At 72.0% G+C, this 24,140-nt stretch carries 26 protein-coding genes; 17 read left to right on the top strand and 9 right to left on the bottom strand.

The features are described 5' to 3' along the window. The first annotated feature begins 38 nt into the window (after nucleotides 1-38). The gene (gene purL, locus BUS84_RS24170; RefSeq protein WP_074315832.1) at nucleotides 39-2,741 is read left to right on the top strand and encodes a phosphoribosylformylglycinamidine synthase subunit PurL; all 2,703 of its coding nucleotides are present in this window, start codon (nucleotides 39-41) and stop codon (nucleotides 2,739-2,741) included. A gap of 4 nt (nucleotides 2,742-2,745) precedes the next feature. Then, nucleotides 2,746-3,501 (top strand): 2-phosphosulfolactate phosphatase, encoded by a 756-nt coding sequence (locus BUS84_RS24175; RefSeq protein WP_074315835.1) that lies wholly within the window; start codon nucleotides 2,746-2,748, stop codon nucleotides 3,499-3,501. 135 nt (nucleotides 3,502-3,636) lie between these two features. On the opposite strand, the gene BUS84_RS24180 is transcribed toward BUS84_RS24175, so the two are convergent. Beyond that, nucleotides 3,637-5,514: a carboxypeptidase-like regulatory domain-containing protein gene (locus tag BUS84_RS24180; protein WP_483189036.1), complete on the bottom strand. Its 1,878-nt coding sequence runs from the start codon at nucleotides 5,512-5,514 to the stop codon at nucleotides 3,637-3,639. A 382-nt stretch (nucleotides 5,515-5,896) separates the two neighbouring features. Between BUS84_RS24180 and BUS84_RS24185 the strand changes: the two genes are divergently transcribed. From BUS84_RS24185 to amcA, 5 genes are all read left to right on the top strand, one after another. Beyond that, nucleotides 5,897-6,250 carry a sterol carrier family protein gene (locus BUS84_RS24185; RefSeq protein ID WP_074315836.1) on the top strand — a complete coding sequence of 118 codons (354 nt, stop codon included), beginning with the start codon at nucleotides 5,897-5,899 and terminating at the stop codon, nucleotides 6,248-6,250. Nucleotides 6,251-6,417: 167 nt separating this feature from the next. Continuing rightward, a complete protein-coding gene (purF, locus tag BUS84_RS24190; RefSeq protein ID WP_074315837.1) occupies nucleotides 6,418-7,956 on the top strand; it encodes an amidophosphoribosyltransferase in 1,539 nt (512 codons plus the stop codon). 62 nt (nucleotides 7,957-8,018) lie between these two features. Beyond that, nucleotides 8,019-9,173 (top strand): phosphoribosylformylglycinamidine cyclo-ligase, encoded by a 1,155-nt coding sequence (gene purM, locus BUS84_RS24195; RefSeq protein WP_074315839.1) that lies wholly within the window; start codon nucleotides 8,019-8,021, stop codon nucleotides 9,171-9,173. Between the two features lie 131 nt (nucleotides 9,174-9,304). Continuing rightward, nucleotides 9,305-10,408: a cyclophane-forming radical SAM peptide maturase AmcB gene (gene amcB, locus BUS84_RS24200; RefSeq protein ID WP_342199570.1), complete on the top strand. Its 1,104-nt coding sequence runs from the start codon at nucleotides 9,305-9,307 to the stop codon at nucleotides 10,406-10,408. After that, nucleotides 10,377-10,613, top strand: coding sequence for a multiple cyclophane-containing RiPP AmcA (amcA, locus tag BUS84_RS24205; RefSeq protein WP_074315842.1), 237 nt, complete (start codon nucleotides 10,377-10,379; stop codon nucleotides 10,611-10,613). Before amcB ends, amcA begins: the two co-directional genes overlap by 32 nt. A 143-nt stretch (nucleotides 10,614-10,756) precedes the next feature. On the opposite strand, the gene BUS84_RS24210 is transcribed toward amcA, so the two are convergent. Both BUS84_RS24210 and BUS84_RS24215 read right to left on the bottom strand, forming a co-directional pair. Continuing rightward, a complete protein-coding gene (locus BUS84_RS24210) occupies nucleotides 10,757-10,972 on the bottom strand; it encodes a DUF3073 domain-containing protein (RefSeq protein ID WP_074315844.1) in 216 nt (71 codons plus the stop codon). Nucleotides 10,973-11,271: 299 nt separating this feature from the next. After that, nucleotides 11,272-12,354 (bottom strand): Leu/Phe/Val dehydrogenase, encoded by a 1,083-nt coding sequence (locus BUS84_RS24215; RefSeq protein ID WP_074315845.1) that lies wholly within the window; start codon nucleotides 12,352-12,354, stop codon nucleotides 11,272-11,274. A gap of 194 nt (nucleotides 12,355-12,548) precedes the next feature. On the opposite strand from BUS84_RS24215, the gene BUS84_RS24220 reads away from it, so the two are divergent. Together BUS84_RS24220 and BUS84_RS24225 are read left to right on the top strand one after the other, a co-directional pair. Next, entirely contained in the window at nucleotides 12,549-13,388 is an 840-nt protein-coding gene (locus tag BUS84_RS24220) for a DUF8083 family protein (RefSeq protein WP_074319066.1), read from the top strand. A 250-nt stretch (nucleotides 13,389-13,638) separates the two neighbouring features. Then, the gene (locus BUS84_RS24225; RefSeq protein WP_007073996.1) at nucleotides 13,639-13,848 is read left to right on the top strand and encodes a BldC family transcriptional regulator; all 210 of its coding nucleotides are present in this window, start codon (nucleotides 13,639-13,641) and stop codon (nucleotides 13,846-13,848) included. Between the two features lie 101 nt (nucleotides 13,849-13,949). Here BUS84_RS24225 and BUS84_RS24230 read toward each other — a convergent pair whose 3' ends face one another. Beyond that, nucleotides 13,950-14,339: a PPOX class F420-dependent oxidoreductase gene (locus BUS84_RS24230; RefSeq protein WP_074315847.1), complete on the bottom strand. Its 390-nt coding sequence runs from the start codon at nucleotides 14,337-14,339 to the stop codon at nucleotides 13,950-13,952. Between the two features lie 53 nt (nucleotides 14,340-14,392). Here BUS84_RS24230 and BUS84_RS24235 point away from each other — a divergent pair, with 53 nt between their 5' ends. Then, nucleotides 14,393-15,172, top strand: a complete 780-nt coding sequence (locus BUS84_RS24235; RefSeq protein WP_074315849.1) for a class I SAM-dependent methyltransferase — start codon at nucleotides 14,393-14,395, stop codon at nucleotides 15,170-15,172. A 70-nt stretch (nucleotides 15,173-15,242) separates the two neighbouring features. Here the strand turns inward: BUS84_RS24235 and BUS84_RS24240 are convergent, their stop codons facing one another. Beyond that, entirely contained in the window at nucleotides 15,243-15,545 is a 303-nt protein-coding gene (locus BUS84_RS24240) for a hypothetical protein (RefSeq protein ID WP_074315850.1), read from the bottom strand. Between the two features lie 176 nt (nucleotides 15,546-15,721). Between BUS84_RS24240 and BUS84_RS24245 the strand changes: the two genes are divergently transcribed. Then, nucleotides 15,722-16,579, top strand: coding sequence for a 3-hydroxyacyl-CoA dehydrogenase family protein (locus tag BUS84_RS24245; protein WP_074315852.1), 858 nt, complete (start codon nucleotides 15,722-15,724; stop codon nucleotides 16,577-16,579). Continuing rightward, entirely contained in the window at nucleotides 16,576-17,322 is a 747-nt protein-coding gene (locus BUS84_RS24250; RefSeq protein WP_425293463.1) for an enoyl-CoA hydratase/isomerase family protein, read from the top strand. The genes BUS84_RS24245 and BUS84_RS24250 overlap by 4 nt, the downstream gene beginning before the upstream one ends. A 64-nt stretch (nucleotides 17,323-17,386) precedes the next feature. Here the strand turns inward: BUS84_RS24250 and BUS84_RS24255 are convergent, their stop codons facing one another. Then, entirely contained in the window at nucleotides 17,387-18,730 is a 1,344-nt protein-coding gene (locus tag BUS84_RS24255) for an ABC transporter substrate-binding protein (protein ID WP_074315856.1), read from the bottom strand. 155 nt (nucleotides 18,731-18,885) lie between these two features. Here BUS84_RS24255 and BUS84_RS24260 point away from each other — a divergent pair, with 155 nt between their 5' ends. Continuing rightward, nucleotides 18,886-19,275 (top strand): hypothetical protein, encoded by a 390-nt coding sequence (locus tag BUS84_RS24260; RefSeq protein ID WP_074319067.1) that lies wholly within the window; start codon nucleotides 18,886-18,888, stop codon nucleotides 19,273-19,275. Nucleotides 19,276-19,465: 190 nt separating this feature from the next. After that, complete coding sequence (locus tag BUS84_RS24265) at nucleotides 19,466-20,173, top strand: DUF2786 domain-containing protein (protein WP_074315858.1); 708 nt, start codon at nucleotides 19,466-19,468, stop codon at nucleotides 20,171-20,173. 24 nt (nucleotides 20,174-20,197) lie between these two features. On the opposite strand, the gene BUS84_RS24270 is transcribed toward BUS84_RS24265, so the two are convergent. Continuing rightward, nucleotides 20,198-20,725, bottom strand: a complete 528-nt coding sequence (locus BUS84_RS24270) for an SRPBCC family protein (protein ID WP_074315860.1) — start codon at nucleotides 20,723-20,725, stop codon at nucleotides 20,198-20,200. A 167-nt stretch (nucleotides 20,726-20,892) separates the two neighbouring features. Here BUS84_RS24270 and BUS84_RS38335 point away from each other — a divergent pair, with 167 nt between their 5' ends. Both BUS84_RS38335 and BUS84_RS24280 read left to right on the top strand, forming a co-directional pair. Next, nucleotides 20,893-21,801 (top strand): hypothetical protein, encoded by a 909-nt coding sequence (locus tag BUS84_RS38335; RefSeq protein WP_074315862.1) that lies wholly within the window; start codon nucleotides 20,893-20,895, stop codon nucleotides 21,799-21,801. Nucleotides 21,802-21,869: 68 nt separating this feature from the next. Continuing rightward, a complete protein-coding gene (locus tag BUS84_RS24280) occupies nucleotides 21,870-22,250 on the top strand; it encodes a VOC family protein (RefSeq protein ID WP_074319068.1) in 381 nt (126 codons plus the stop codon). Nucleotides 22,251-22,280: 30 nt separating this feature from the next. Here the strand turns inward: BUS84_RS24280 and BUS84_RS24285 are convergent, their stop codons facing one another. Then, nucleotides 22,281-22,979, bottom strand: a complete 699-nt coding sequence (locus tag BUS84_RS24285; RefSeq protein WP_074315864.1) for a cation diffusion facilitator family transporter — start codon at nucleotides 22,977-22,979, stop codon at nucleotides 22,281-22,283. After that, complete coding sequence (locus tag BUS84_RS24290) at nucleotides 22,976-23,335, bottom strand: ArsR/SmtB family transcription factor (protein WP_074315865.1); 360 nt, start codon at nucleotides 23,333-23,335, stop codon at nucleotides 22,976-22,978. Before BUS84_RS24290 ends, BUS84_RS24285 begins: the two co-directional genes overlap by 4 nt. A 159-nt stretch (nucleotides 23,336-23,494) precedes the next feature. On the opposite strand from BUS84_RS24290, the gene BUS84_RS24295 reads away from it, so the two are divergent. Beyond that, the gene (locus tag BUS84_RS24295; protein ID WP_074315866.1) at nucleotides 23,495-24,055 is read left to right on the top strand and encodes a histidine phosphatase family protein; all 561 of its coding nucleotides are present in this window, start codon (nucleotides 23,495-23,497) and stop codon (nucleotides 24,053-24,055) included. The last annotated feature ends 85 nt before the right edge of the window (nucleotides 24,056-24,140 follow it).

Raw genomic sequence — 24,140 nt, forward strand, 5'->3', positions numbered from 1 at the left:
CGCCGGTCGGGCGGGCACGAGCGCAGCGAGGAGAGGTCATGACCACCCATCCGGACCCGGTACGGGACACACCGGAGGCGTACTCCGCCCCGGCGCAGCCGACCGAGCCGCGCCCGGCGCAGCCCGCCGCCCCGGCGACCGCTCCCGCCCAGCCGGCCGCCGTCGACTGGACCGAGAGCGTGGACACCGTGCCGCGCGCCGGAGGCACTCCGGGAGAGCTCCAGCCGTACAGCGAGCTGGGGCTCCGCGACGACGAGTACGACCGCATCCGGCAGATCCTCGGCCGTCGGCCCACTCAGTCCGAGCTGGCGATGTACTCGATCATGTGGAGCGAGCACTGCTCCTACAAGTCGAGCAAGGTGCACCTGCGCCAGTTCGGTGAGAAGGCCCCGCACAGCGACCGGCTGCTTGCCGGCATCGGCGAGAACGCCGGCGTGGTGCAGGTCTCCGACGAGCTGGCGGTGACCTTCAAGGTCGAGTCGCACAACCACCCGAGCTTCGTCGAGCCGTACCAGGGTGCGGCGACCGGCGTCGGCGGCATCGTCCGGGACATCCTTGCCATGGGCGCCCGCCCGGTCGCGGTGATGGACCCGCTGCGCTTCGGTGCCGCGGACCACCCGGACACCGCCCGGGTCCTCACCGGCGTGGTCGCCGGCGTGGGTGGCTACGGCAACTGCCTCGGCCTGCCCAACATCGGCGGTGAGCTGGTCTTCGACCCCTCCTACCAGGGCAACCCGCTGCTCAACGCGCTCTGCCTGGGCGTGCTGCCGGTCAACCGGTTGCAGAACAAGGCCGCCGCCGGCCCCGGCAACGTGGTCGTGCTGATGGGCGCCAAGACCGGCCGGGACGGCATCGGCGGCGTGTCGGTGCTGGCCAGCGCCACCTTCGACGAGGGCAGCGAGCAGCGCCGCCCCGCCGTGCAGGTCGGCGACCCGTTCACCGAGAAGCTGCTGATCGAGGCGTGCCTGGAGCTGTACGACGGCCAGCTGGTGGTCGGCATCCAGGACCTCGGCGGCGCCGGGCTGACCTGCGCGCTCACCGAGACCGCCGCCGCGGCCGGCACCGGCATGCGGGTCTGGCTGGAGCGGGTGCCGCTGCGTGAGCCGTCGATGGACCCGCACGAGATCCTGGCCAGCGAGTCCCAGGAGCGCATGCTGCTGGTCGTCGAGCCGGACAAGCTCGACGCGGTGCTCAAGACCGCCGAGAAGTGGGGCGTGCTCGCCACCGCGATCGGCGAGGTCACCGCGCCGGAGGCGGACGGCAGCCCGGGCCGGTTGCTGATCACCTGGCAGGACCACCTGGTGGTCGACGTGCCGCCGGGTTCGCTGGTCGACGACGGCCCGGTCTACGCCCGGCCGATGCGTGAGCCGGCCGATCTGATCCTGCTCCAGGCCGACCGGGCCGAGACGCTTCCTCGCCCGGCCGACCCGGAGGCGCTGCGGGAGACCGTGCTGCGCATGATCGCGTCGCCCAACCTGGCCGACAAGACCTGGGTCACCGAGCAGTACGACCGCTACGTGCTGGGCAACACCGTGCTCGCCCAGCCGGAGGACGGCGGCGTGATCCGGATCGACGAGCGGACCGGGCTCGGCGTGGCGTTGTCCGTGGACGGCAACGGCCGGTACGCCCGGCTCGACCCGTACAACGGCACCAAGCTGGCGCTGGCCGAGGCGTACCGGAACGTGGCGGTGACCGGCGCGAAGCCGATCGCCGTGACGAACTGCCTCAACTTCGGCTCCCCGGAGGACCCGGGCGTGATGTGGCAGTTCGCCGAGGCCGTACGCGGCCTGGCGGACGGCTGCCTGGAGCTGGGCATCCCGGTCACCGGCGGCAACGTCAGCTTCTACAACCAGACCGGCGCGGCGGCCATCCACCCGACCCCCGTGGTCGGCGTGCTGGGTGTGCTGGACAACGTCGCCGACCGGGTCCCGATGGGCTTCGTCCCGCGCGCCGGTGGCGACCACGACCAGCTCTACCTGCTCGGTGAGACCAACGTCGAGCTGTCCGGCTCGGAGTGGGCCTGGGTGACGCACGAGCACCTCGGCGGCATCCCGCCGCAGGTCGACCTTGCCCGGGAGAAGGCGCTGGCCGACCTGCTGGCCGAGGCCGCCCGGGTCGGTCACCTCACCTCGGCGCACGACCTCTCCGACGGTGGCCTCGCCCAGAGCCTGGTCGAGTCCTGCCTGCGCCGCGGCGTCGGCGCCCGGATCGCGGTGCCGGAGCACTTCGCCGGCGGCTCGATGCCGTTCGTCTACCTGTTCAGCGAGTCGGCCGCACGGGCGCTGGTGTCGGTGCCGCGCGGTCACGACAAGGCGTTCGCGGCGCTCTGCGCCGAGCGGGGGGTGCCGTTCGAGCTGATCGGCGTCACCGATCCGGCCGGCGGCGCGCTTGAGGTGCACGGCCAGTTCCGGATCGGCCTGGACGAGCTGCGTGCCGCGCACACCGAGACGTTGCCGCGCCTCTTCGGCGGCGCTGCCGCCGCCGAGGTGCCCGCACCGGCCGCTGGCGTGGCGGGGGCGGTCGAGGCCGTGCCGCTGCCGGTCGCGCAGGCCGAGCCGGTTGATGTTGCGGCGGTGGTCTCCGAGCCGATCGCGTCGGCCGGCCCGGTCCCGCAGGCCGGTTCCGTCGAGCCGGTCGCCGAGGCCCCGGCGAGCCCGGTCGAGCACACCGAGCCGGCCGGGCCCGGTGGGTCGTCCGAGGCTGACTCCGGTGTCACCGAGCCGTCGCCTGACGAGCGCTGAGGCATTGGCGGCCGCCGTCTACGGCCAACCCGGCTCGGGTGCCCGGTTCGACTGGGGGTTGACCGGGGCGGCCGAGCTGGGTCGGGTCTGCGCGGTGCTGGTGGTGGTGGACGTGCTCTCGTTCACCACCTCGGTGGAGGTGGCGGTCGGCCGCGGCATGCGGGTGCACCCGTTCCCGTGGGGTGAGCAGGCCGCCGAGTACGCGCTGCGGGTCGGCGCGGTGGCCGCGGTGGGCCGTCGGCGGGTGACGGCGGAGCATCCGTGGTCACTCTCGCCCGCCGCGCTGAGCACCGCGCCGGTGGTGGCGGACCTGGTGCTGCCCTCGCCGAACGGCTCGGCCATCAGCGCCGCCGCCAGCGCCACCGGGCTACCGGTGGTCGCGGCGTGCCTGCGCAACGCCCGCGCCGTCGGGCACTGGCTGCGCCGCCAGGGGTACGGCACGACGGACGCCCCGATCGGCGTGATCGCCTCCGGGGAGCGGTGGCCGGACGGCTCGCTGCGCCCGTCGGTGGAGGACCAACTCGGCGCGGCCAGCGTGCTCGACGCGCTCTCCGGTGTGCCGGGTGGGCTCTCGGTGGAGGCGGCCATGGCGCTCGCCGCGCTGGCCAGCACCCCCGACGTGCCCGCCGCGGTGCGCGGTAGCGTCTCCGGCCGGGAACTCACCGAGGGTGGCTTCGCCGGGGACGTCGACGTCGCCGTCCGGGTCGACGTGTCGGACGTCGTTCCGCTGCTCCGGCACGGCGTGTTCTCCGCCGCCTGATCAACCCGGCTTCCGTGAAAGTCGGTGTGTCCAGGTCCGGAGGACACGCCGACTTCACCGACCACGAGTGGACCTCGCGGTACGAGAAGGGCCGCCCGGATCTCTCCGGGCGGCCCTTTCAACGTGCGTGCCGGGTCAGTCGTCCAGCCAGTCGAGGCGTCGACCGCCCCGCTCGGTCGGCGGCGGGCTGTCCGCCGGCCGTGCCCGGCCGGCCTGCTGGCCGTAGCCGCCCTGGTCGTAGCCCCGGTCGTCGTAGCCGCCACCGCGCTGCGGCGGGGGCTCCTGGCCGTAGCCGCCCTGGTCGTACCCGCCGGCCTGCTGTCCGTAGCCGCCGCCCTGGTCGTAGCCCCGGTCGTCGTAGCCGCCACCGCGCTGCGGCGGGGGCTCCTGGCCGTAGCCGCCCTGGTTGTACCCGCCGGCCTGCTGTCCGTAGCCGCCGCCCTGGTCGTAGCCGCCGGCCTGCTGGCCGTAGCCACCGGTCGGCTCCGCCGCGCGACCGCCGTACGGGGCGGTGTCGGACTGACCGTAGCCCTGGCCCTGCTCCGGCTGGTAGACGCCGGTTGCGTACGGGTCGGCCGGAGCCGGGTACTGCGTGCTGTCGCCCGTGTACCGGCCGGTCGGCTCGTCGAAGCGCTCGCCGTAGGCCGGGCCGCCAGCGGGAGCCGGCGGGTAGCCGGCCGCACCGGCCGGGGCCGTGTAGTCGCGGCTGCCGTAGCCGCCGCCGGAGGAGGGCGCGCTGCCGTAGCCGCCGCCGGAGGAGGGCGCGCTGCCGTAGCCGCCACCGGAGGCCGGTGCGCCGCCGTAGCCGCCACCGGAGGCCGGTGCGCCGCCGTAGCCCGCACCGGAACCGGGCGCGGCACCGTAGCCGTCACCGGCCGCGCCGGCGCCGTAGCCACCGTCGGGGGTGGCCGCCGTGCCGTAGCCGCCGCCCGAGGCGGGGGCGTTGCCGTAGCCGCCGGCACCGTACCCGCCGGATGCCGGCTCGTCGCCGTAGCCGGCGCCGCCCCAGCTCTGCTGGCCCGCCGCGCCGTACGGCTGCGCTGGCGCGCCGTACGGGTCCGGTGGGACGTCGTCGACCACCGGGCGGTGCATCATCGTCGGCGCCTCGCTCAGCGCCGCACCGCCGACCATCGTCGGGTCGGGTGCGCCGACGGGTCGGTTGACCACCCGGGTCTGGTCGTCGGCCCCGCGGAATCCGCCCCGGGCCGCCGGCACCGCGCCGGCCGCCCCGGCACCCGCCAGGTCGTCGTCCTCGTCGCCGTTCTCCTTGCGCCTCATCCAGAGCAGCACGATCGTGCCGACACCCGCGGCGACGAGCAGACCGCCGAGCAGGATGATCAGGTACGAGCTGAGGCTGCTGCCGTCTTCCTCGTTGGAGGCGTTCGCCGGGGCGGCCACGCTGGCTTCCTCGGTGGGCTCCTCCTCGGTGCCCTCCTCGACCGGTTCCTCGCTGGGGGTGGCCTCGGCGCTGGCGGACGGCGTGGGGCTCGGCGTCACCTCGACCTTGAGGGCCAGGCTGACCCGCTGGCCGGTGACAGACTGCCCGGCGCTCGCGTTGATGGTCTTCCGGCCGAGGACGTTGTCGAAGCTGGCGCCCAGCTCGAGCCGCCCGGGCGCGATCGGGTTGGCGGTGGTGCCGGTGAAGCGGAAGTTACCGCTGCCGTCGCTGGTGGTGTCGTGGCGCTTACCCCCGCTGTCCAGGAGCATCACGACTGCGTTGGGCACCGCGTCGCCGTTGGCCTGCACGACCACCTTGCCGGAGACCGACTTCACGGTCTGCGCCTGCTGCTGTTCGGGGCCGCGAACAGTGACATCCCGCTCGGCGCTGCCGGAGTCATCGCCGGCACTTGCGCTGATCTGGACCTTGCCGGACTTCGTGTCGCCTGCGGCGACGTTCCCGGCTACAAGCTCGACGCTGTAGGCCTTGGAGCTGCCGCGATCGATCTCCTCGGTGAAGTCACAGCGGCCGTTGCAGCTGAGTTCGCCGAAAGAGGTGCTGACTTTGACAGTCACCGAGTCGGAGTTTTCCGACCCAAGCTTGATGTTGTTGTTGGTCACTCGGAATGACAGCGTGGCGCGCTGACCGCTGGTCAGAGAGCCCGAAGACAAGTTAGTGATCTGTACGCCGGGTTCGGCGGCCAAGGCTGGTGTGGCGGGGACGGCGAGCAGAGCGCTGGCAACCAGCGCTACGACCACACCGGCCCGCTGCTTCCAGGCACGTCGGTGTGTTGACACGTCCACCGCCTTCCGGACTGACTTCCCTTGACCGGCGGGGCGCCGGGCCGGGGATCATCACGGTACGAATACGCCGTCGGCAACTATGCCTTGTCTGACTGGATCGGCGCGACCCAGGGCCAGCGTCGGGTGCACTGCCCGCGGGTCGTATCGTCCCGTCGTGTCCTCTCCGTACAGTAAGTCCACCGCCGTTGCGGCGGCGTTGTCGGCGCTCGACGAGGGGCGTACGCCCGAAAGGCCGGTACTCCGGGAGGCGGTCCGGTCGTTGTTGGCGGGCCTCGCGGAGCGCGCCCCCGGCCGATCGGTGGAGGTGCGCGTCCCACCATACGGGGCGATCCAGTGCGTTCCCGGCCCTCGACACACCAGAGGAAACCCGCCAAACGTGGTCGAGATGGCCCCGGACACCTGGCTGGCGCTGGCCACGGGGCGAATTGGTTGGGCCGAGGCGGTCACCGAGGGTCGCATCCAGGTGAGCGGGGTCCGAGCGGACCTCTCGGCATACCTGCCCCTCTAGCTGCCCCGATGTCCGGCTCTCCGTGACGTTGCGCAGGGAAACCGTGACTTTCTGTATTGACGACGATTCGCGTACACTGTCAGGCGACGACAGTGGTCCCGGCAGAGGAGTGTGGATCCGCCCGTGATCCCCGCCAGGCCGGTCCAGACCAGCATGAGGGAGCGGTAGTGCCCCGAGGCGACGGCCGGCTGAGCCACGACCTTGACCCCCAACGACCCGGCCCCCAGGACGCCTGCGGCGTCTTCGGTGTCTGGGCCCCCGGTGAAGAGGTCGCCAATCTGACCTACTTCGGTCTATACGCACTGCAACACCGCGGCCAGGAGGCGGCGGGCATCGCGGTGAGCGACGGTTCCGGCGTGGTGGTCTACAAAGACCTCGGCCTGGTGGCCCAGGTCTTCGACGAGCCCACCCTGGCCAGCCTGCGCGGCCACCTGGCGATCGGGCACGCCCGCTACTCCACGACCGGCGCCTCGAACTGGGAAAATGCCCAGCCGACGATCCGGTCGACGAGTTCCGGCACGACCATCGCCCTGGCCCACAACGGCAACCTGGTCAACACCACGGAGCTTGAGAAGGAGGTCGCCGAGCGCGGCCTCGTCGCGGACGGCTCGACGAACGACACGTCGCTGGTGACCATGCTGCTGGCCAGCCGTCCGGACCTGTCGGTCGAGGCGGCCGCGCTGGAGGTGCTGCCGCAGCTGCGCGGCGCGTTCAGCTTCGTCTTCATGGACGAGTCGACGCTCTACGCGGCCCGCGACCCGCACGGCGTACGCCCGCTGGTGCTCGGCCGGTTGGAGCGCGGCTGGGTGGTTGCCAGCGAGACCGCGGCGTTGGACATCGTCGGCGCCAGCGTGGTGCGCGAGGTCGAGCCGGGCGAGCTGATCGCGATCGACGAGGACGGGCTGCGCTCGACCCGGTTCGCGTCGCCGGAGCCGAAGGGCTGCCTCTTCGAGTACGTCTACATCGCCCGCCCGGACGCCACGATCGCCGGGCGCAACGTGCACGCGGCGCGGGTGCAGATCGGCCGGCAGTTGGCCAAGGAGCACCCGGTCGAGGCCGACCTGGTGATCCCGGTGCCCGAGTCGGGCACCCCGGCCGCGATCGGCTACGCCGAGGCGTCCGGCATCACCTACGGCGCCGGCCTGATGAAGAACCCGTACGTGGGGCGCACCTTCATCCAGCCGTCGCAGACCCTGCGCCAGCTCGGCATCCGACTCAAGCTCAACCCGCTGCGGGAGAACGTCCGGGGCAAGCGGCTGGTGGTGGTGGACGATTCGATCGTCCGCGGCAACACCCAGCGGGCCATCGTGCGGATGCTGCGGGAGGCGGGGGCGCTGGAGGTGCACGTCCGCATCTCCTCCCCTCCGGTCAGCTGGCCGTGCTTCTACGGCATCGACTTCGCCACGCGGGCGGAGCTGCTGGCCAACGGGTTGGACAACGATGGCATCCGGCGATCCATCGGTGCCGACACGCTGGGTTACGTCTCGCTTTCTGGCCTGATCGCCGCGACCGAGCAGCCGAAGACCCGGCTGTGTCGGGCGTGCTTCGATGGGGAGTACCCGATCGAGCTGCCGGCTGGCAACCTGATCGGCAAGCACGTGCTCGAAGGGGTGGGCCGACGGGTCGCCAACTCGGCACCGGAGGCCCCGCACACCAACGGCCCGCTCGTCGCCACTCCGGGTGGCGTGACCGCCAACCGCCCGTAGCACCAAACTGGCGCGGCCCGGCCACCGCCGGCGCGGCACCGAGAACCACAAAGGGGAGAACCGTGACGCACGTGTCCGAGCGCAGCGGCGCAGGAAGCAGCCCGACCGGTGCCGGCGGCGACCGCCAGCTCTGGACGGCCGGCGCCGGCCGTCAGGCGCGCAAACGCTCGGTCTCGTACGCCGACGCCGGGGTCTCCATCGACGCGGGCGACCGCGCGGTGGAGCTGCTCAAGTCGAAGGTGCGCCAGACCCGTCGCCCCGAGGTGCTGGGCGACCTCGGCGGCTTCGCGGGCCTGTTCCGGCTGGACACCACGAAGTACAAGAACCCGATCCTGGCCTCCTCCACGGACGGGGTGGGCACCAAACTGGTGATCGCCCAGCAGATGGACATCCACGACACGGTCGGCATCGACCTGGTCGCGATGGTCGTCGACGACCTGGTGGCCTGCGGTGCCGAGCCGCTCTTCCTGCTCGACTACATCGCAACCGGCGAGGTCGTACCGGACAAGGTCGCCGAAATCGGCGCCGGTATCGCCGACGGCTGCCGGTACGCCGGCTGCGCGCTGCTGGGCGGGGAGACCGCCGAGCACCCCGGCGTGCTCCGCCCGGACGAGTACGACATCTCGGCGACCGGCGTCGGCGTGGTCGAGGAGGACGACATCCTCCGCCCGGACCGGGTCGAGGTGGGTGACGTGGTGATCGCCATGCGCTCCTCCGGCCTGCACTCCAACGGCTACTCGCTGGTCCGTCACGTGCTGCTCGGCGCGGCCCGGATGCGGCTGGACATCGTGATCGACGACTTCGGTCGGCAGCGGACCCTGGGTGAGGAGCTGCTCACCCCGACCAAGATCTACGCCAAGGACTGCCTCAAGCTGATCGCCGAGGCCGAGGTGCGGGCACTGGCCCACGTCACCGGTGGTGGCATCCCCGGCAACCTGGTCCGGGTGCTGCCGGAGCACGTCGACGCGGTGGTCAACCGGTCCACCTGGAAGCCGCAGCCGGTCTTCGACCTGATCCAGTCGAAGGGCCGGATCGACGACCCGGAGATGGAGTCGACCTTCAACATGGGTGTCGGCATGTTCGCCATCGTCTCGGCGGAGGACGCGGACCGGGCGCTAGCCACGCTGACCGGCCGTGGGGTCGAGGCGTGGCAGGCCGGCGAGATCATCGAGGGCACCGGCAACGTGCAGATGGTTGGCCAGCACACCCGCGGATGATCACGCTCTGGTGATCGTACGGGCACCTGATCAGGGCTTCACCCGAGTGGCCGATGCCGCCTAGCCTGAAGGGCACCCTCAGGCTAGGTGGAGGAGGGGCGATGGCTGCTCGGGGACAGTCGTTCAGCGGGATGCGTGGTCTGGCCACGGTCCCGTCGTACGTCGTCATGCAGCCCACCACCCTCTGCAACCTCGACTGCGCGTACTGCTACCTGCCGTTCCGCGCCGCCGACCGGCGGATGCCGGTGCCGGTGGCCGAGGCGGTGGCGGCGGCGGTCAACCCGTGGGCGGCGGCCGGCCGGTTCTCGGTGGTCTGGCACGGCGGGGAGCCGCTGGCGGCCGGCCGGGAGTGGCTCGCCGACCTGATCGCCCCGTTCGGGCCCGAGGTCGAGCACCACGTGCAGACCAACGCCACGCTGATCGACGACGACTGGTGCGCCTTCTTCGCCGAGCATGACGTGCGGGTGAGCGTGAGCGTGGACGGGCCCCGGGAGCGCAACGGCGACCGGGTCAACCGGGGCGGCCAGCCTGCGTACGACCGGATCATGCGCGGGGTGGACGCGTTGCGCCGACACGGCCTGCCGTTCTCCGCGCTGGCCGTGGTGTCCCGGCCGGAGCCGGGGCTCGCCGCGGAGCTGTACGACTACTTCCTCGGCCTGGGCTGCGACGTGCTGGGCATCAACATCGAGGAGACCGAGGGGGTCAACACCCGGGACAACCGCCACGACCGGGCGGCGGTGACCACGTTCTGGGCCGAACTGGTGGCGGTCTGGCGCCGGGAGCCCCGGATCCACCTGCGCGAGATCGAGTGGTCGCTGCGCTACGCGGCGGCGGTGCTCGACGACTCGGCGGACGAGGTGCTGCCCCGGCGGCTGGACCCGATCCCGACCATCGGGCACGACGGCTCGGTGACCGTGCTCTCCCCGGAACTCGCCGGCTTCACCGACCCTCATTACGGCGATTTCAGCAGCGGTAACGTGCTGACCACCCCGCTGGCCGAGATCCTCACCGGTGCCGGGGCGACCCCGTGGGTGGGCGAGTTCCTGGCCGGGGTGGAGGCGTGTCGGGCGTCCTGCCCCTACTTCGGCTTCTGCGGCGGTGGTCATGCCGCCAACCGCTACTTCGAGTTGGGGCGGTTTGACGGTACGGAGACCGAGCACTGCCGCAACAGCAAGATCCGCCTATTGGAGGGAGTGTTGGAGCATGCCCGAAACCACCAGTCACCGGCGACCTGAACGCGGAGCGGATGACGCTCCGGACGGAGTCGCCGAGCGGGTGCGGGAGGTGGCCCCAGGGCTCGTCGCGCTCCTTCAGGAGGCCGAGGACGCGCGGCGACTGCGGGCGGAGGTGCCGGGCGGGGGCGGCACCAGCGCCGTCTGCGCCTGGAACCACTTCGAGAACATCCCGACCTTCTACAACTGGAACAACCGACCGCGCTGACGGTGACCGCGATCAGGGGCCTGTCGGCCGGCCGGAGTGATCTCCAGCCAGGGCAGGCCCCTGATCGTCGGCACCAGTGTCGCTCCCGACGGGCACATGCGTGAGCACGCGGGGGTCACCGCGTGCTCAGCTACGTCGAGAGGTCAGCGGGTCGGACGGATCCAGGGATCCGGGTCGTCGTCCGCGTGATCCTCATCATCGTCGTCGACGAACTCTTTAGAGTCGTCGTCGAAGTGGTGCTCAGACTTACCAGCACCCGCCAGTTCACGCTGCAAGGCGGTGAGGTCGGTGTTCGGGGAGTGGTACTTCAACTCCCGGGCCACCTTCGTCTGCTTGGCCTTAGCACGGCCGCGCCCCATGGCTCGACCCCCTCGCACAGAATGCGGGGCAGCCCGAAGGCGGGCCCCGATGACGTCAGGCATCTCTCGTGGCTCTTACGGTACATGGGGATGCCATCGTTCGGCACCTCGGGTTACCGTCAGCCGGCTCTGCGAGTCGCGGCGATCCGGCCGTCACCCAGTGTACCTGGTAAGGAGCGGGACGGAGAGCACCCGTGACACCAGACAAAACACCTTAAACTTGACCCGGCCCCAGCCTACCGATCGCGGGCCGGCGGGGGGCCCGGAGGCGGATCCGATCGGTCCGCCTCCGGGAACACTCAGCGCAGGTGGATCGTGCGCAGGCGGCCGACCTCGGCCATCCGCCGCTCCGCCAGCCGGTCCGCGGCCACCGCCGGCGGCACACCCTCGGCATCGGCCAGGTGCAGGATCTGCCGGGTGGTGTCGTAGATCCGGGTCGCCCGGAGCTTCGCCCGGTCGAAGTTGAAGCCCTCGATCTCGTCCGCCACCTGGATCACGCCGCCGGCGTTGACCACGTAGTCCGGGGTGTACAGGATGCCCCGGTCGGCCAGCAGCTTCTCGATGCCCGGGTGGGCGAGCTGGTTGTTCGCCGCCCCGGCGACCACCTTGGCCCGCAGCGCCGGCACGGTGTCGTCGTTCAGCGCGCCACCCAGCGCGCACGGGGCGTACACGTCGATGTCGGCGGCGACCAGCGCGGCGGCGTCGTCCAGCAGGGTGACCTGCGGGTGGGTGGTGCGTGCCCACGCCAGCGCCTTCGGGTTGACGTCGGTGGCCACCACCTCGGCGCCGTCCTCCAGCAGGTGCCCGGTCAGGTACTTGCCGACCTTGCCCAGGCCGGCCACACCGACCCGGCGGCCGCGCAGGCTCGGGGTGCCCCACACGTGCTCGGCGGCGGCACGCATGCCCTGGAAGACGCCCCAGGCGGTCAGGATCGAGGAGTCGCCCGCGCCGCCGTGCTCCACGCTGCGGCCGGTCACGTAGCGGGTCTCCCGGGCCACTACGTCCATGTCCGCCACGTACGTCCCCACGTCGCAGGCGGTGTAGTAGCGACCGGCCAGCGACTCCACGAAGCGGCCGTACGCGCGCAGCAGCGCCTCGCTCTTGATCTGCTCGGGGTCGCCCCAGATGACCGCCTTGCCACCGCCCAGGTCAAGCCCGGCGAGAGCGTTCTTGTACGCCATCCCGCGGGACAGGTCGAGCACGTCGGCGAGCGCCGCGTCCTCGTTGGCGTACGGGTAGAAGCGGGTGCCGCCCAGCGCCGGCCCCAGCGCGGTGGAGTAGATCCCGATGATCGCCTTCAGGCCGCTCTGCTTGTCCTGGCAGAACACGATCTGTTCGTGACCGGTCGATACCGGGTCGTCGGTGCTCGCGAATACGCCCATGGCTTGCTCCTGGAGTGGTGTGCGCCCTTGTGGGACGCGGACCTGGTGGACCCCGGCGGGGATGCTGCCGGTGTGGGTCGAGCCTAGTATCGGCCGCCGTGGCGTCGCCCGACGCGCCGCCGCCGTCTCACGTTGCGGCGCGCGTGGTCCGGCCGCTGACCGCGTCCGGGTGCGGTTCGTGGGAGGATCGCGCCGTGCCGTCGCTCTTCGCTTCTTACCTGCGCGTGTACGAACCGCTGACCGCCTTCGACCGGGACCGCCAGAGCTACTGGCGCCGCTACGTCTCCGAGGGGCGGGCGGTGGCCCCGGTGGAGGGCCCCGGCCGGCAGCGGACGGCGGTGATCGAGGCGCTGGGCGCCGGCTGGACGCGGTTGCCGGACCCGCCGGACGAGGCGTACGTCCTGGAGACGGACGACAGCCTGCTGGTCTGCCCATGGAACCTGCGGATCCGGGTCGCTGAGGCGGCGCTCAGCGCCCGGGACGGGGTGCCCGCGGTGCTCGCCGACGCCTTCGTGCCGCCGGTGCTGGCCGGACAGGCCAGGGCGGTCGTCGACGACTGGCGCAGCGGCGCCCGGGTGCTCGAGCACGGCGTGCCCCGGGTGCACGAGCAGATCGCCACCTGGGGTGTGCCGCTGCGCTGGTTCGTGCTCTTCGACCCGACGGAGCGGGACCTGGTCACCCAGCCGGGCCGGCGGGCGCTGCGCTACCGCACCGAGATCTCCAAGGCCCGCCGCCGCTCGTCCCGGGCACTCTCGGTGCTGCGCAAGTCGGTGGGCGAGGCGCCGATCACGGAGGCGGTGGAGGAGGCGGCCCGCTGGCTGGAGGAGTTCCACCCGCGCTCGGTGGTGGAGTTGGACTACGGCGGCCTGGTCGACCTGCTCTCCGATGAGACGCTGGCCGCGGACGACTCGCCTGAGCTGGTCGCTGGCGGTCTCGCCGGGCTGTCCCGTGGTGAGGCCGACGAGGCGTCCGCCGCGTACGACAAGCTGGTGGCACGGTGGCGCGCGGTGCAGCTGCTGGAGCGGTGCAACTGAGGCAAATCGCCCGCAGAGCGCCGCCAAGGCGAGGTGTGCTCGTAGTTGACGCATCACGAACCGTGATCATGAGTCCGAATAAGGTACTTTCTGCCGTGTAAAAGTCGTAAAAATCGGGCATGGTTCATCCGTCCGTCTAGGGACCTTCATCCGTTCGGCCCATGTCGGACATCGGGGACTAGCCGGACCATGGGAGACGCGTCGGCCGGCGGGACCCCGGCCGATGTCTATACATGTGGAGGAGTGACCGATGGCATCGCGAACGCACGAACCAGAGCCGCTACTCACGCCGGCCGAGGTGGCGTCGATGTTCCGTGTCGACCCGAAGACGGTGACCCGGTGGGCCAAGGCTGGCAAGCTCAGCGCCATCCGCACACTGGGTGGTCACCGTCGATACCGCGAGTCGGAGGTCAGGGCGCTGTTGCAGGGCCAGATCCCGCAGCAGCGTCAGGGCGACTGAGCAGCAGTTTTCCGGTCAGGGGCGGTGGATCACGGTCCGCCGCCCCTTTCCATGTCCGGCGGGCGTCATCCGCGCCAGCCGGGCCTCAGGCCCCGCCGGCCTCAGCCCTGCCCCTCGGCAAGCGTCAACCGGATGCCGACCGTGCCACCCTCACCCCGGCGCAGCCGGCTGCCCAGCAGGCTCAGTCGACCGAGCAGCCGGTACTTGTGCTTGAGCAGGTCGCGTACCCGGCCGGTGTCGCCGTTGCCGTAGATCGTCGCGTGGGCTGGCACCTCCGCCCCGTGCGGCCGGCCCCGCACGTCGCACGGCGCCACGGTCACATCGCCGTTGCGGCGGATCCGCTTCACCTTGCCCGAGTCGGCCCGCGTCCAGACCGCCAGCGCCTCGCCGTCGCGTACCGACCAGACGGGGGTCGGCACCGCCCGACCGTCCTTGCGGAAGGTCGTGAGCAGGATGTACTTCTCGGCCGACAGTCGGTCCAGCGTGGTCACGCCGCCAGGATACGGCCGCTGCGGCCCGCTGAGTGGCCGGATAGCGTGACGTCATGACGGGGGAACCTCAAATCGGTGACGTGATCGGCGAACTGCTGCGGGACACCCTCGCCGTGGCCACCGGGGTGGGCCCCCGGCCGCTGGTCGGCGGGCGGCTGCCCCGGCCGGTCATCGAGATCATCGAGCGGGACGACGGGTTGATCAATGGCGCGCCGGCCGCGCACTACCTGGACGGGCCAGCGGACTGGCAGCCGTACGACCACCGGGCGGTGGACCGGGTCCGGGGCGAGACGCTGGACATCGGCACCGGTGCCGGCCGGATCGCGCTGCTGCTCCAGGAGCGCGGCGTACCGGTCACCGGGCTGGACACCTCGGCGGGGGCGCTGGCGGTGAGCCGGCGCCGCGGCGTCCGGCGACTGGTGCACGGCACCGTCGACACGCACGTGGCCGACGGCCGGCGGTACGACACGTTCCTGCTCCTCGGCAACAACCTGGGGCTGTTCGAGGGGCGGGAGCGGGCACCGGAGTTCCTGGCCGCGCTCGCCGCGCTGGCCCGGCCAGGGGCGCAGATCATCGCGCACGGCACCGACCCGTACGGCACCCGCGACCCGCTGCACACCGGCTACCACGAGCGCAACCGCCGCCGGGGCCGGCTCGGCGGCCAGCTCCGGCTCCGGCTGCGCTACCGGGAGCTGGGCACCGACTGGTTCGACTACCTGGTCTGCTCGGCGGACGAGTTCGGCGCGCTGGTGCAGGGCAGCGGCTGGCGGCTGACCGATGTGGACGACCGTGACGCCCCCTACTACCTGGCCACCCTGCGCCTCGCCGACTGACCGTCCGCCCGGGTGTTGGGACGGGTCCCTTGTCATCGCCAGGCGATGACAAGGGACCCTTCCCTACGGCTCAGACCTGGACGGTCGGGGGAAGCTGCTCGGGCGGGAGGCCGCCGTCGCCATCGACCACCTCGTCGGGGGTGCCGTCCTCGTCGATGTCGACCATGGTGATGTCCACCTTGCCGTCACCGTTGGTGTCGAACTGGAACAGGTCCGCCTTGCCGTCGCCGTCGGTGTCGACCACCCACACGTCGGTCCGGCCGTCGTTGTTGGTGTCGGCGCGCAGCAGGTCGACCCGCTCGTCTCCCCGGGTCTCCACGGTCTCCCCGTCGGTGCTGCCCGGGTCGGTGACGCTCTCCGGTGCCTGGCTCATGTCGACTGGTCCTTCCCTCGGTTGACGGGCGGTCAGTACCCGATCCCGCGCTCCCCCACGCATGGGCCGGCTCCCTGCGCTGAATAGGGTCGCACCATGAGCGAGCGGACCAGGCGGATCACCCGGGCCGGCGTGGCGGGGACCCCGCGCGCCGCCGGGCGGGACAGGGAGGCGTGATGAGCGATCGTTTCGTGGTCGTCGGTGCGGGCACGATGGGGCTCGGCATCGCGTACGTGGCGGCCGGGGCCGGGCACGCCGTCGAGCTGGTCGAGGTGGACCCCGCCCGGGGCGCGACCGCGCTGAACCGGCTCGCCGAGCTGTGGGAGCGGGCGGTGCAGCGCGGGAAACTGAGCGCCGACGACGCCGCGGCGAACCGCCAGCCTGTCACGCTGCGCCCGACTCTCGCCGAGGTCGCCCCCGCACCGGAGGTGATCGTGGAGGCGGTGCCGGAGCGGCTCGACCTGAAGCGGGCGGTGCTGCGTGACGCTGCCGCGCTGCGCCCGGCACTGCTGGGCAGCAACACCTCCAGCATCGCCATCGGTGACCTGGCCGCGGGGCTGGACCAGCCCGAGCGCTTCCTCGGCCTGCACTTCTTCAACCCGGTCTGGGCGATGGCGCTGCTGGAGATCGTGGTCGGCCCGGCCACCGCCGAGGAGACCACCGCCGCAGCCGTCGCGCTCGCCGCCCGGCTGGGCAAGGACCCCGTCGTGGTACGCGACCTGCCTGGCTTCGCCACCTCACGGCTCGGGGTCACCCTCGGCCTCGAGGCGATCCGGATGGTCGCCGACGGGGTGGCCAGCCCGGCCGACATCGACAAGGCGATGGTGCTGGGCTACCGGCACCCGATCGGGCCGCTGGAGCTGACCGACCTCGTCGGCCTGGACGTGCGGCTGGACATCGCCCGCACCCTCCAGGCCGCGTACGGGGATCGCTTCGCACCGCCGCCGTTGCTGGTGGAGATGGTGGCCGCCGGGCGGCTGGGCAAGAAGTCCGGGCACGGCTTCTACCGGTGGGACGGCGGTGCCAAGCAGTGAGCGGGGGGCTGCGGATCGAGGAGCGGCCGGACCGGCTGGTGGTCACCCTGGACCGGCCGGAGAAGCGCAACGCCATCGACGCCGACCTGATCGCCGAACTGCACCAGGTCTGTGCCGAGTTGGAGGCGCGCCCACGGCTGCTGCTGCTCACCGGGGGCGCGGCGGGCATCTTCGCCGGTGGCGCCGACATCGGTCAGCTCCGGGAGCGGGGCCGTACCGACGCCCTGGCCGCGATCAACTCGGCCGCCTTCGCCCGGGTCAGGGCGCTGCCGATGCCGAGCGTGGCCGCCGTGGACGGTCCGGCGCTGGGCGGTGGCGCGGAACTGGCGTACGCCTGCGATCTGCGGGTGTGCACGGCGCGGGCGGTCTTCGGCCAACCGGAGGTCCGGTTGGGCATCCTGGCCGGCGCCGGCGCGACCCACCGGCTGCCCGCGCTCATCGGCGAGGCCCGGGCCAAGGAGCTGCTCTTCACCGGCCGGCGGGTGGTTGCCACGGAGGCGCTGCGGATCGGTCTGGTGAACCGGGTGGTGGACGAGCCCGGTGACCTGCTGGCGGTGGCGCACGGGCTGCTGGACGAGATGGCCCACGGCTCGTCGCTGGCGCTGCGGCTGACCAAGCTGGCGGTGGACGCGCCGGCCGCCGCGCACCCGCAGCTCGACCTGGTCAGCCAGGCGGTGCTCTTCGAGGACGAGGAGAAACACCGCCGAATGACCGAGTTCCTGGAGCGCCGTCGGCCCCGGTGACGCTCGGACGGAAACGGCCGCACCGGCGATGCCGGTGCGGCCGTCCCAGGTCCGCGGTCAGTGCTCAGTGCCGGATCTGCACCCCGCTGTCGGCGAGCGCCCGGATCACCTGGGCGGATTCGCCGAAGCCGATGACCAGCACGGCGTCCGCGCCGAAGTCCTTGATCTCCTTCGCACCACCGGTGAAGTCGACCGGAGGAGCCTCGGCATCGGCCGGCGGCTCGTAGGTGAGCAGCTTGATGCGGTCTTCGGCGATGCCGGCCTTCTGCAGCTCGTCGCGGGCGGTGGCCTGGAGGCCCTCGCCGTAGGAGTCCTTACGGGCGACGATGACGATCTTCTGCGACCCGTCGCGGAGGATCACGTCGGCCAGCGCCCGGCCCTGGAGGCTGTCCGGCGGGGCGGTCCGGAAGTAGAGACCCTTGTCCTCCACGTCGGTCAGGCCGGCGTCGGTGTTGCACGGCGAGAAGAGGATCTTTCCGGCCTTCACCACATCCGGCAGCACCTCCCGGGAGATACCGGATGCGCCGGCGCCGATGATCACGCTGACGTCGTCCGCCACGTGCTTGGCCACGGTCGCCTTGGCCACCGCCGGGCTGGTGCCGTCGTCGCCGTCCTTCCAGACCACCGGCTTGCCCAGCGCGCCGCCGGCGGCGTTGACCTCCCTGATCGCCAGCGCCGCGCCGGCCGCCATCGGCGCGTAGGAGATCGCCAGGTCACCGGTCTTCGGCAGCAGGCCGCCCAGAACCAGCGGCTCCTGGTCGGGGTTCTCTCCCGAGGGCTGCTTCTTCGGCTTCGGCGGCGTCTTGGTGCTCGCCGCCGACTCGGTGCCCGCACCGACGAACTCGGTCTTGCCGTCGTTGATCTGCTGCCCGTCGAAGGTCAGCGTGGCGTAGCTTGCGGTGGCCGGCTCACCCTTGTCGGTGAAGCCCGCCCGGGTCAGCGACACGCTGCGGTACTCGATGTCCTGGCCTGCGCGGGCCAGCGTCAGGCAGGTCGCCGGGTCCTCGCAGCGCTGACCGTCGTTGGTCACGCCGACGATCTGCTTCGCGATGGCTGCCGGGTCGTTGCTCCCGGCCAGTTGGGCGGCGAGCACCCCGATCACCACAGCGTCGTAGGTCTCCGCGGCGTAGAGGTAGTCCGTCAGCGCCGGATCGACGGACCGTAGCCGGCTCTTGAAGTCCTCAGGCAGTGGGGTGAGCGGCGTGGTTCCCTTCATCCCATCGACGAGATTGGCACGTTCCTTCAACTCCGCAGGGTAGGAGTTGAGCATGTTGCCGTCCGTGCCATAGAGGCGCACCTGTTGGGCGCTTTTCTCCTCGGCCTTGTCATTCCCGCAGGCGCTTGTGGCAAGCAGGATCGTCGCGCAGGCGGCCAGTGAGGCCACCCGCGAGCGGCGTGATACGAGCATGGTCGTCCTTCCTCCGGCGAAGGTCCGCTGCGCACATTAGCGTGCCGGGGCCGGCGGCGGGACCGTGGAGGTGGCGTAATGCGCAGGTCGCCCGCGTTGAACACGGAGAGTGATGGTCGGCGTGGGCCTTGACCGCCCGTCCTACTGTGCGCTGGGTGACGGACCTACCACAGCAGACGTTCGATGACGCGGCCGCCGTGCTCCGTTCGGCGCTCGCCGGAGATGGCGACGCGGTGGTGGGGACGTTCGACGCGGTCGTCGACCGCGCCGGCCTGAGCGGCGCCTACGGGGTCGCCTGGTGCCTGGCCGCGACGATGCTCGGTGACGCGCCGCCTGGTAGCGGCTGCGCCCTGGACTTCCCGGGGATCGACCAGGCGGATTACGACACCCGCTGGGTGGCCCGCTTCGTCAGCGCGTACGCCAACCGGGACGTACCGACCGGGGAGGCGCTGTTCGGCGCGGCGGAGGCTGACGGGCTGCTCCCGGACTGCCTGCTCACCCTCGCCGGGTCGACGATCGCCACCCTGCGCAGCAGGGCCGGCTGACGGGCCCCCCGTCCCTGACACGCCGGGGTCGGACGTCGCACCTGGAGTTGGCCGGTAGGCAGGTCCAGTAGTTGCAGGCGCTCGTCTTGTCGACGAAATATCACACGCGCCGTCCGCGTCGGACGATGGTACTGATCGATCGATGCCGGCGCGGCCCCGTGGCCGACGGTGGATGTGATAGCTCTGGGGGATGTCCGAGGCGATGCTCAGCAAGGTGCGCAAACTGCTGGCCCAGGCCGAAGACCCGGCCTGCACGACCGCGGAGTCTGCCGCTTTCACCGCCAAGGCGACCGAGTTGATCGCCCGCTACGGCGTGGATCGAGCACTGCTCGCCGCCCGGGATCCGGCGACCGACCCGGTCGGCGACCGCGTGGTGGACATCGTCGCTCCGTACGCCCGGGACAAGGTCGGCCTGCTCGCCGCGGTCGCCGAACCGCTGCGCTGCCGCTGCGTACGCCGCCGGCAGGGCAGCGGGTTCGCGCTGCACCTGTTCGGCTTCGCCAGCGACCTGGAGCGGGTCGACCTGCTCTTCACCTCGCTGCTCGTGCAGGCGGCGCACGGCCTGGCAGGCACGGCGGTGCCGGCCGGGGAGCATCCCGCCGCCTTCCGCCGGTCCTGGCTCGCCGGGTTCGCGCAGGTGATCGGGGGGCGGCTCTGGGCGGCCGAGACGGCGGCGGCCAGCGGCTCGGGCACGCCGTCGGTGGCGCTCGTGCTGGCCGACCGCTCCGATCGGGTGCAGCGGCGACTCGCCGAGCAGTACCCGCGGCTGCGCACCGCGCCGCCGCGCCGGCTGGCCGGCACCGGCTTCGGGCCCGGGGCGGAGGCCGGGCGCCGCGCGGATCTGGGCGGCCGGGACCTCGGTGGCGGCGCGGCCACGGAACGACAACTCGGCCGCTGATCGACCGCAGTGTGGGGCCGTCGGTCAGGCGGGGGTGGTGGGGTGGCGGCGCGACACCGTTGCGAGGTAGCGGGTGAGCAGCTCGTGCCAGCCGGCGGTGAGGGCCTTGCGGTACCCCTCGGCCGCTTCGCCGTGCCGGTCGAAGTGCCGGTGCTCCAGCTCGACCCGGGTGCGCTCGGGGCCGTCGGGGAGGAACAGCACCTCCACCTCGCTGGCCCGGGCCGGGTCCGGCACCGGCACCCGGTCCGGGCCGATCTGCCAGACGAAGACGAGTCGGCGCGGCGGGTCCCAGGTGAGCACCCGGCCCCAGTCGGCGCGAAAGCCGTACGGGCCGATCTCGTAGAGCATGCCGCCGGCTCGCGGCTCCATGCCCAGCTCGGCCAGGACACCCGGGCCGGACCAGGTGTATTCGGTGACCCACCACTCGGTCAGGTCGTCGGTGAAGACCGCGAACGCGTTCTCGGCGGAGCCTGGGACGAGGAGGGTGCACCGTAAGGAGAACCGTTCCAGGTCCTGCCGGATGTCGGCCGGATCAGCCATCTCCTGTCCCATAGGCCCGGACCATACCGGCTAATGCCCGGGTGTGCAGCTTCGCGAGGTGCCTGGTTCCAGACAGTGGGTCGCCGGGCCGTCACGGACCGGATGCACCGCGGGAAAGCGGGTAACCGCGCCGGACGGCCCGGACGAGCCGGGCGGGGAGTGCGGCGGAGCGGGAGAGCATGAGCGAGAGCGCGCAGCAGCGAAAGCCGGACCGGGACGTCGAGCGGCCGGGCCGGGCCGACGGCGGTGGCGATCCGGACGTCCTGCTCGACATTCCGAAAGTCTCGGTCGACTCGATCCGGCTGGCCGTGGACGGGCTGGACGCCGACCTGTCCCTGCGGGCCCGGCTGGCCAACCTGCTCCAGCTCGACGCCGGCGTACGGGTGCACCTGCAGGGCGTAGAGCTGGACATCAACGGGGTGCACGCCGAGGCGCAGCTGCGGGTGCGGCTGGAGCAACTGATGACCATTCTCAGCCGGGCGCTGGACACGATCGACAACAACCCGCAGATCATCGAGGCCATCTCCCGCACGGCCGGCGCCACCATCGACGACGTCAACCGCAGCGCCCAGCAGTTGTCCGCGGGGGCCGCCGAGGTCACCGGGTCGGCGCAGCGCTCCGGTGACGTACTCGACCAACGGGGCCGGCAGGTCGCCGACCGACCCCGGCCGGGGCTCAGCCGCCCGGGGGCTGGTGAGCCGGTCCGGGCGGTGCCGACAGGTCCGGCGGAACGCCGCCCGGAGGGCCGCCCACCGCAGGGGCCGGGGCCTGAGCGGCAGGGGCCGGAGGGGCAGGGGCCGGAGGGACGGGGGCCGGAGCGGCAGGGGCCCGAGAGGAAGGGGCCGGAGGGGCAGGCCCGTGACCAGGCGGCGGGAGCGGCGGCCCCCGGTCCCGGACCGTCGGGGGGTGGCGACGGGCCTCCAGGCGGTGGCGGTGGTGCGCCGGGTGGGGCGCACGCCACGGCGCAGAGCGCGGCGCAGCTCGCCGAGCAGGCGGGGGAGACCCTGCGGCAGGCCGGGCGCAGCGTGTGGGAGGCGATTCAGGGCGGCATGGCTCAGCACCGTCAGCAGGGGCGCCGGGACGACTGACGGCGCCCAGCCAGGAGATCCGCCTTCACCGGGGTGACGGGGAGCGCTGATAACATCGCGCTGTGTCGATGTTTCGTACTCCGCAGATTGTCCTCTTCAGTGCAGACGTTCCGCGCGCAGTCAGGTTCTACTCGCGCCTTGGGTTCACCGAGACGTTCCGAGTCCCAACCGAGGGCGAGCCGATTCACGTCGATCTCGTGCTCGACGGCTACAAGATCGGGATCGCCTCGGTCGCTTCCACCCGCGACGATCACGGCCTCGACCCGGTGCCCGAGGGTCAGCGGGCCGCCGTGATTCTGTGGACCGATGACACGGCTTCCGCGTACGCGGAGATCACCGGAAGCGGAGCTCCCGCCCTGGCGTCACCCCATGAATGGCTCGGTCGCCTGCTGATCGCATGGACCGCCGACCCTGATGGCAACCCGATCCAGATCGTCCAGCCGCTCTGACCCGCAGGCCGAGCGGGAGCCGGGCGGCCATCACGCCTTCCCGTCGCTGCAGCAGCCATCGGCGCAGCCCGGAGACCGGTCGACGGCGAGGCCGGCGGCAGGGAGGGGTGCGCAGTCGTCGCAGTGTTCACCCCGCCAGGCTTCGACGCCTTCCTTGACCGCGACCCCGGCGATGGCGAGTGCGGCGATCGGGTCGGCCCACGACCAGCCCCAGGCGGCGTTGAGGACCAGGCCGACGAGTAGCACCGCTGACAGGTAGGTGCAGAGCATGGTCTGTGTCGAGTCGGCCATGACGGTTGCCGAGCCGAGCTCCCGCCCGGTGCGTCGCTTGGCGCGTACGAGCAGCGGCATCACGAGCAGTGACGCGACGGCGAGGCCGATACCGACCGGGCTGGCGTCGGCGTCGCCGCCGGACAGCAGTGCGCGGGCGGCATCGAAGGTCACCCAGGCGGCGAGGGCGAAGAACGACGCGCCGATGAGCCGGAGGGCCCGCCGTTCGCGATCCTCCGGCACCCGGGAGCGGAACTGCCAGATCAGCACGGCCGCGCTGGACACCTCGACGAACGAGTCGAGGCCGAAGCCGATCAGTGCCGCGGAGGACGCCGCCGCGCCGGCGGCGATCGCGACCAGGCCCTCCAGGAGGTTGTAGCCGGCGGTGGCGTACGCCAGCCACAGGCTGCGCCGGGCGAGCACCGCCCGGCGTTCGGGGGTCAGCAGCGACGCGCTCATGCGCCCGGCGCCAGCGGGACGTCGGTCGCAGTGCCGTAGGTCGGGCAGAGGGCGACCGCTTCACCCGTGGCGGCCAGAACCTGCTCCGCCGAGCGCAGCAGGTCGAGCAGTTCCGGCCGGGTCAGGGCGTAGAAGGACTGACGCCCCGCGACCCGGTAGTCGATCAGGCCGCAGTCGCGCAGACATGCCAGGTGCTTCGACACCGTCGACTGCGCCAGCCCCAACTCGCCGGTCAGGTCCACCACGCGAACCTCGCCGGACGCGATCCGGCGCAGGATGGCCAGCCGGGTCGAGTCGCCGAGGGACCGGAACAGCGCGGCAGCCGGAGCAAGTCCCGGAGCAATACTAATCGCCACGTGGCGATGATAGTCGGGTCTGGCGATGGTTCGGCACCCGATTTCGCAGACCTTCCGATCTCGGGGCAGGCCCAGCATGGGCGGCCTGTGTCCGTTCCGTCAAAAGGTCGTGGGAATGTGCCGCGGCTGCCCGTCTCATTCCGTCAGTAGCATCGCGCCATGCCGACTGAGATTGTCTTCGAGACGCACTCCTGGAGCGAAGACAACGACCGGGGCCTTGCCACCGGGTGGCTACCGGGCCAACTGTCCTCCAGGGGACGAGCGTTGGCAGCCGAGGTCGGCCAGCGCAGACGTAGCGACGGCATCGAGGCGGTATTCGTCTCGGACCTGCGCCGGGCTGTGCAGACGGCCGACATAGCCTTCTCGGGAACCGCGATCCCCGTGCTGCACGATTGGCGCCTGCGGGAGTGTGACTACGGGGAGCGTAACGGCATGCCGGCCGCCGAGCTGCACGAGCGGCGCGGCCGCTACCTGGACCGTCCCTACCCGGGCGGTGAGAGCTGGCGACAGGCCGTGCACCGGGTCGGGCGCTTTCTCGATGACCTGTCGCTGCGGTGGACGGGCCGGCGAGTCCTGGTGATCGGGCACGTCGCCACTCGATGGGGACTCGACCATTGGATAAACGGAGTCCCGCTGGAGGACCTGGTTGACGCCGACTTCGCCTGGCGTGCGGGCTGGGAGTACCGGATGGCGCGATCAACGCGGGATGAGTGGCGGTGATCACGGGCTACCAGCGATCGACCACGGGCAACGAGATCCACCCGGCAGGGCAGCAAAAGCAAGATCCCCACCTGCGTTTCCGCTG

Source organism: Micromonospora cremea, from assembly GCF_900143515.1.
In the GTDB taxonomy this organism is placed as follows: Bacteria; Actinomycetota; Actinomycetes; order Mycobacteriales; family Micromonosporaceae; genus Micromonospora; species Micromonospora cremea.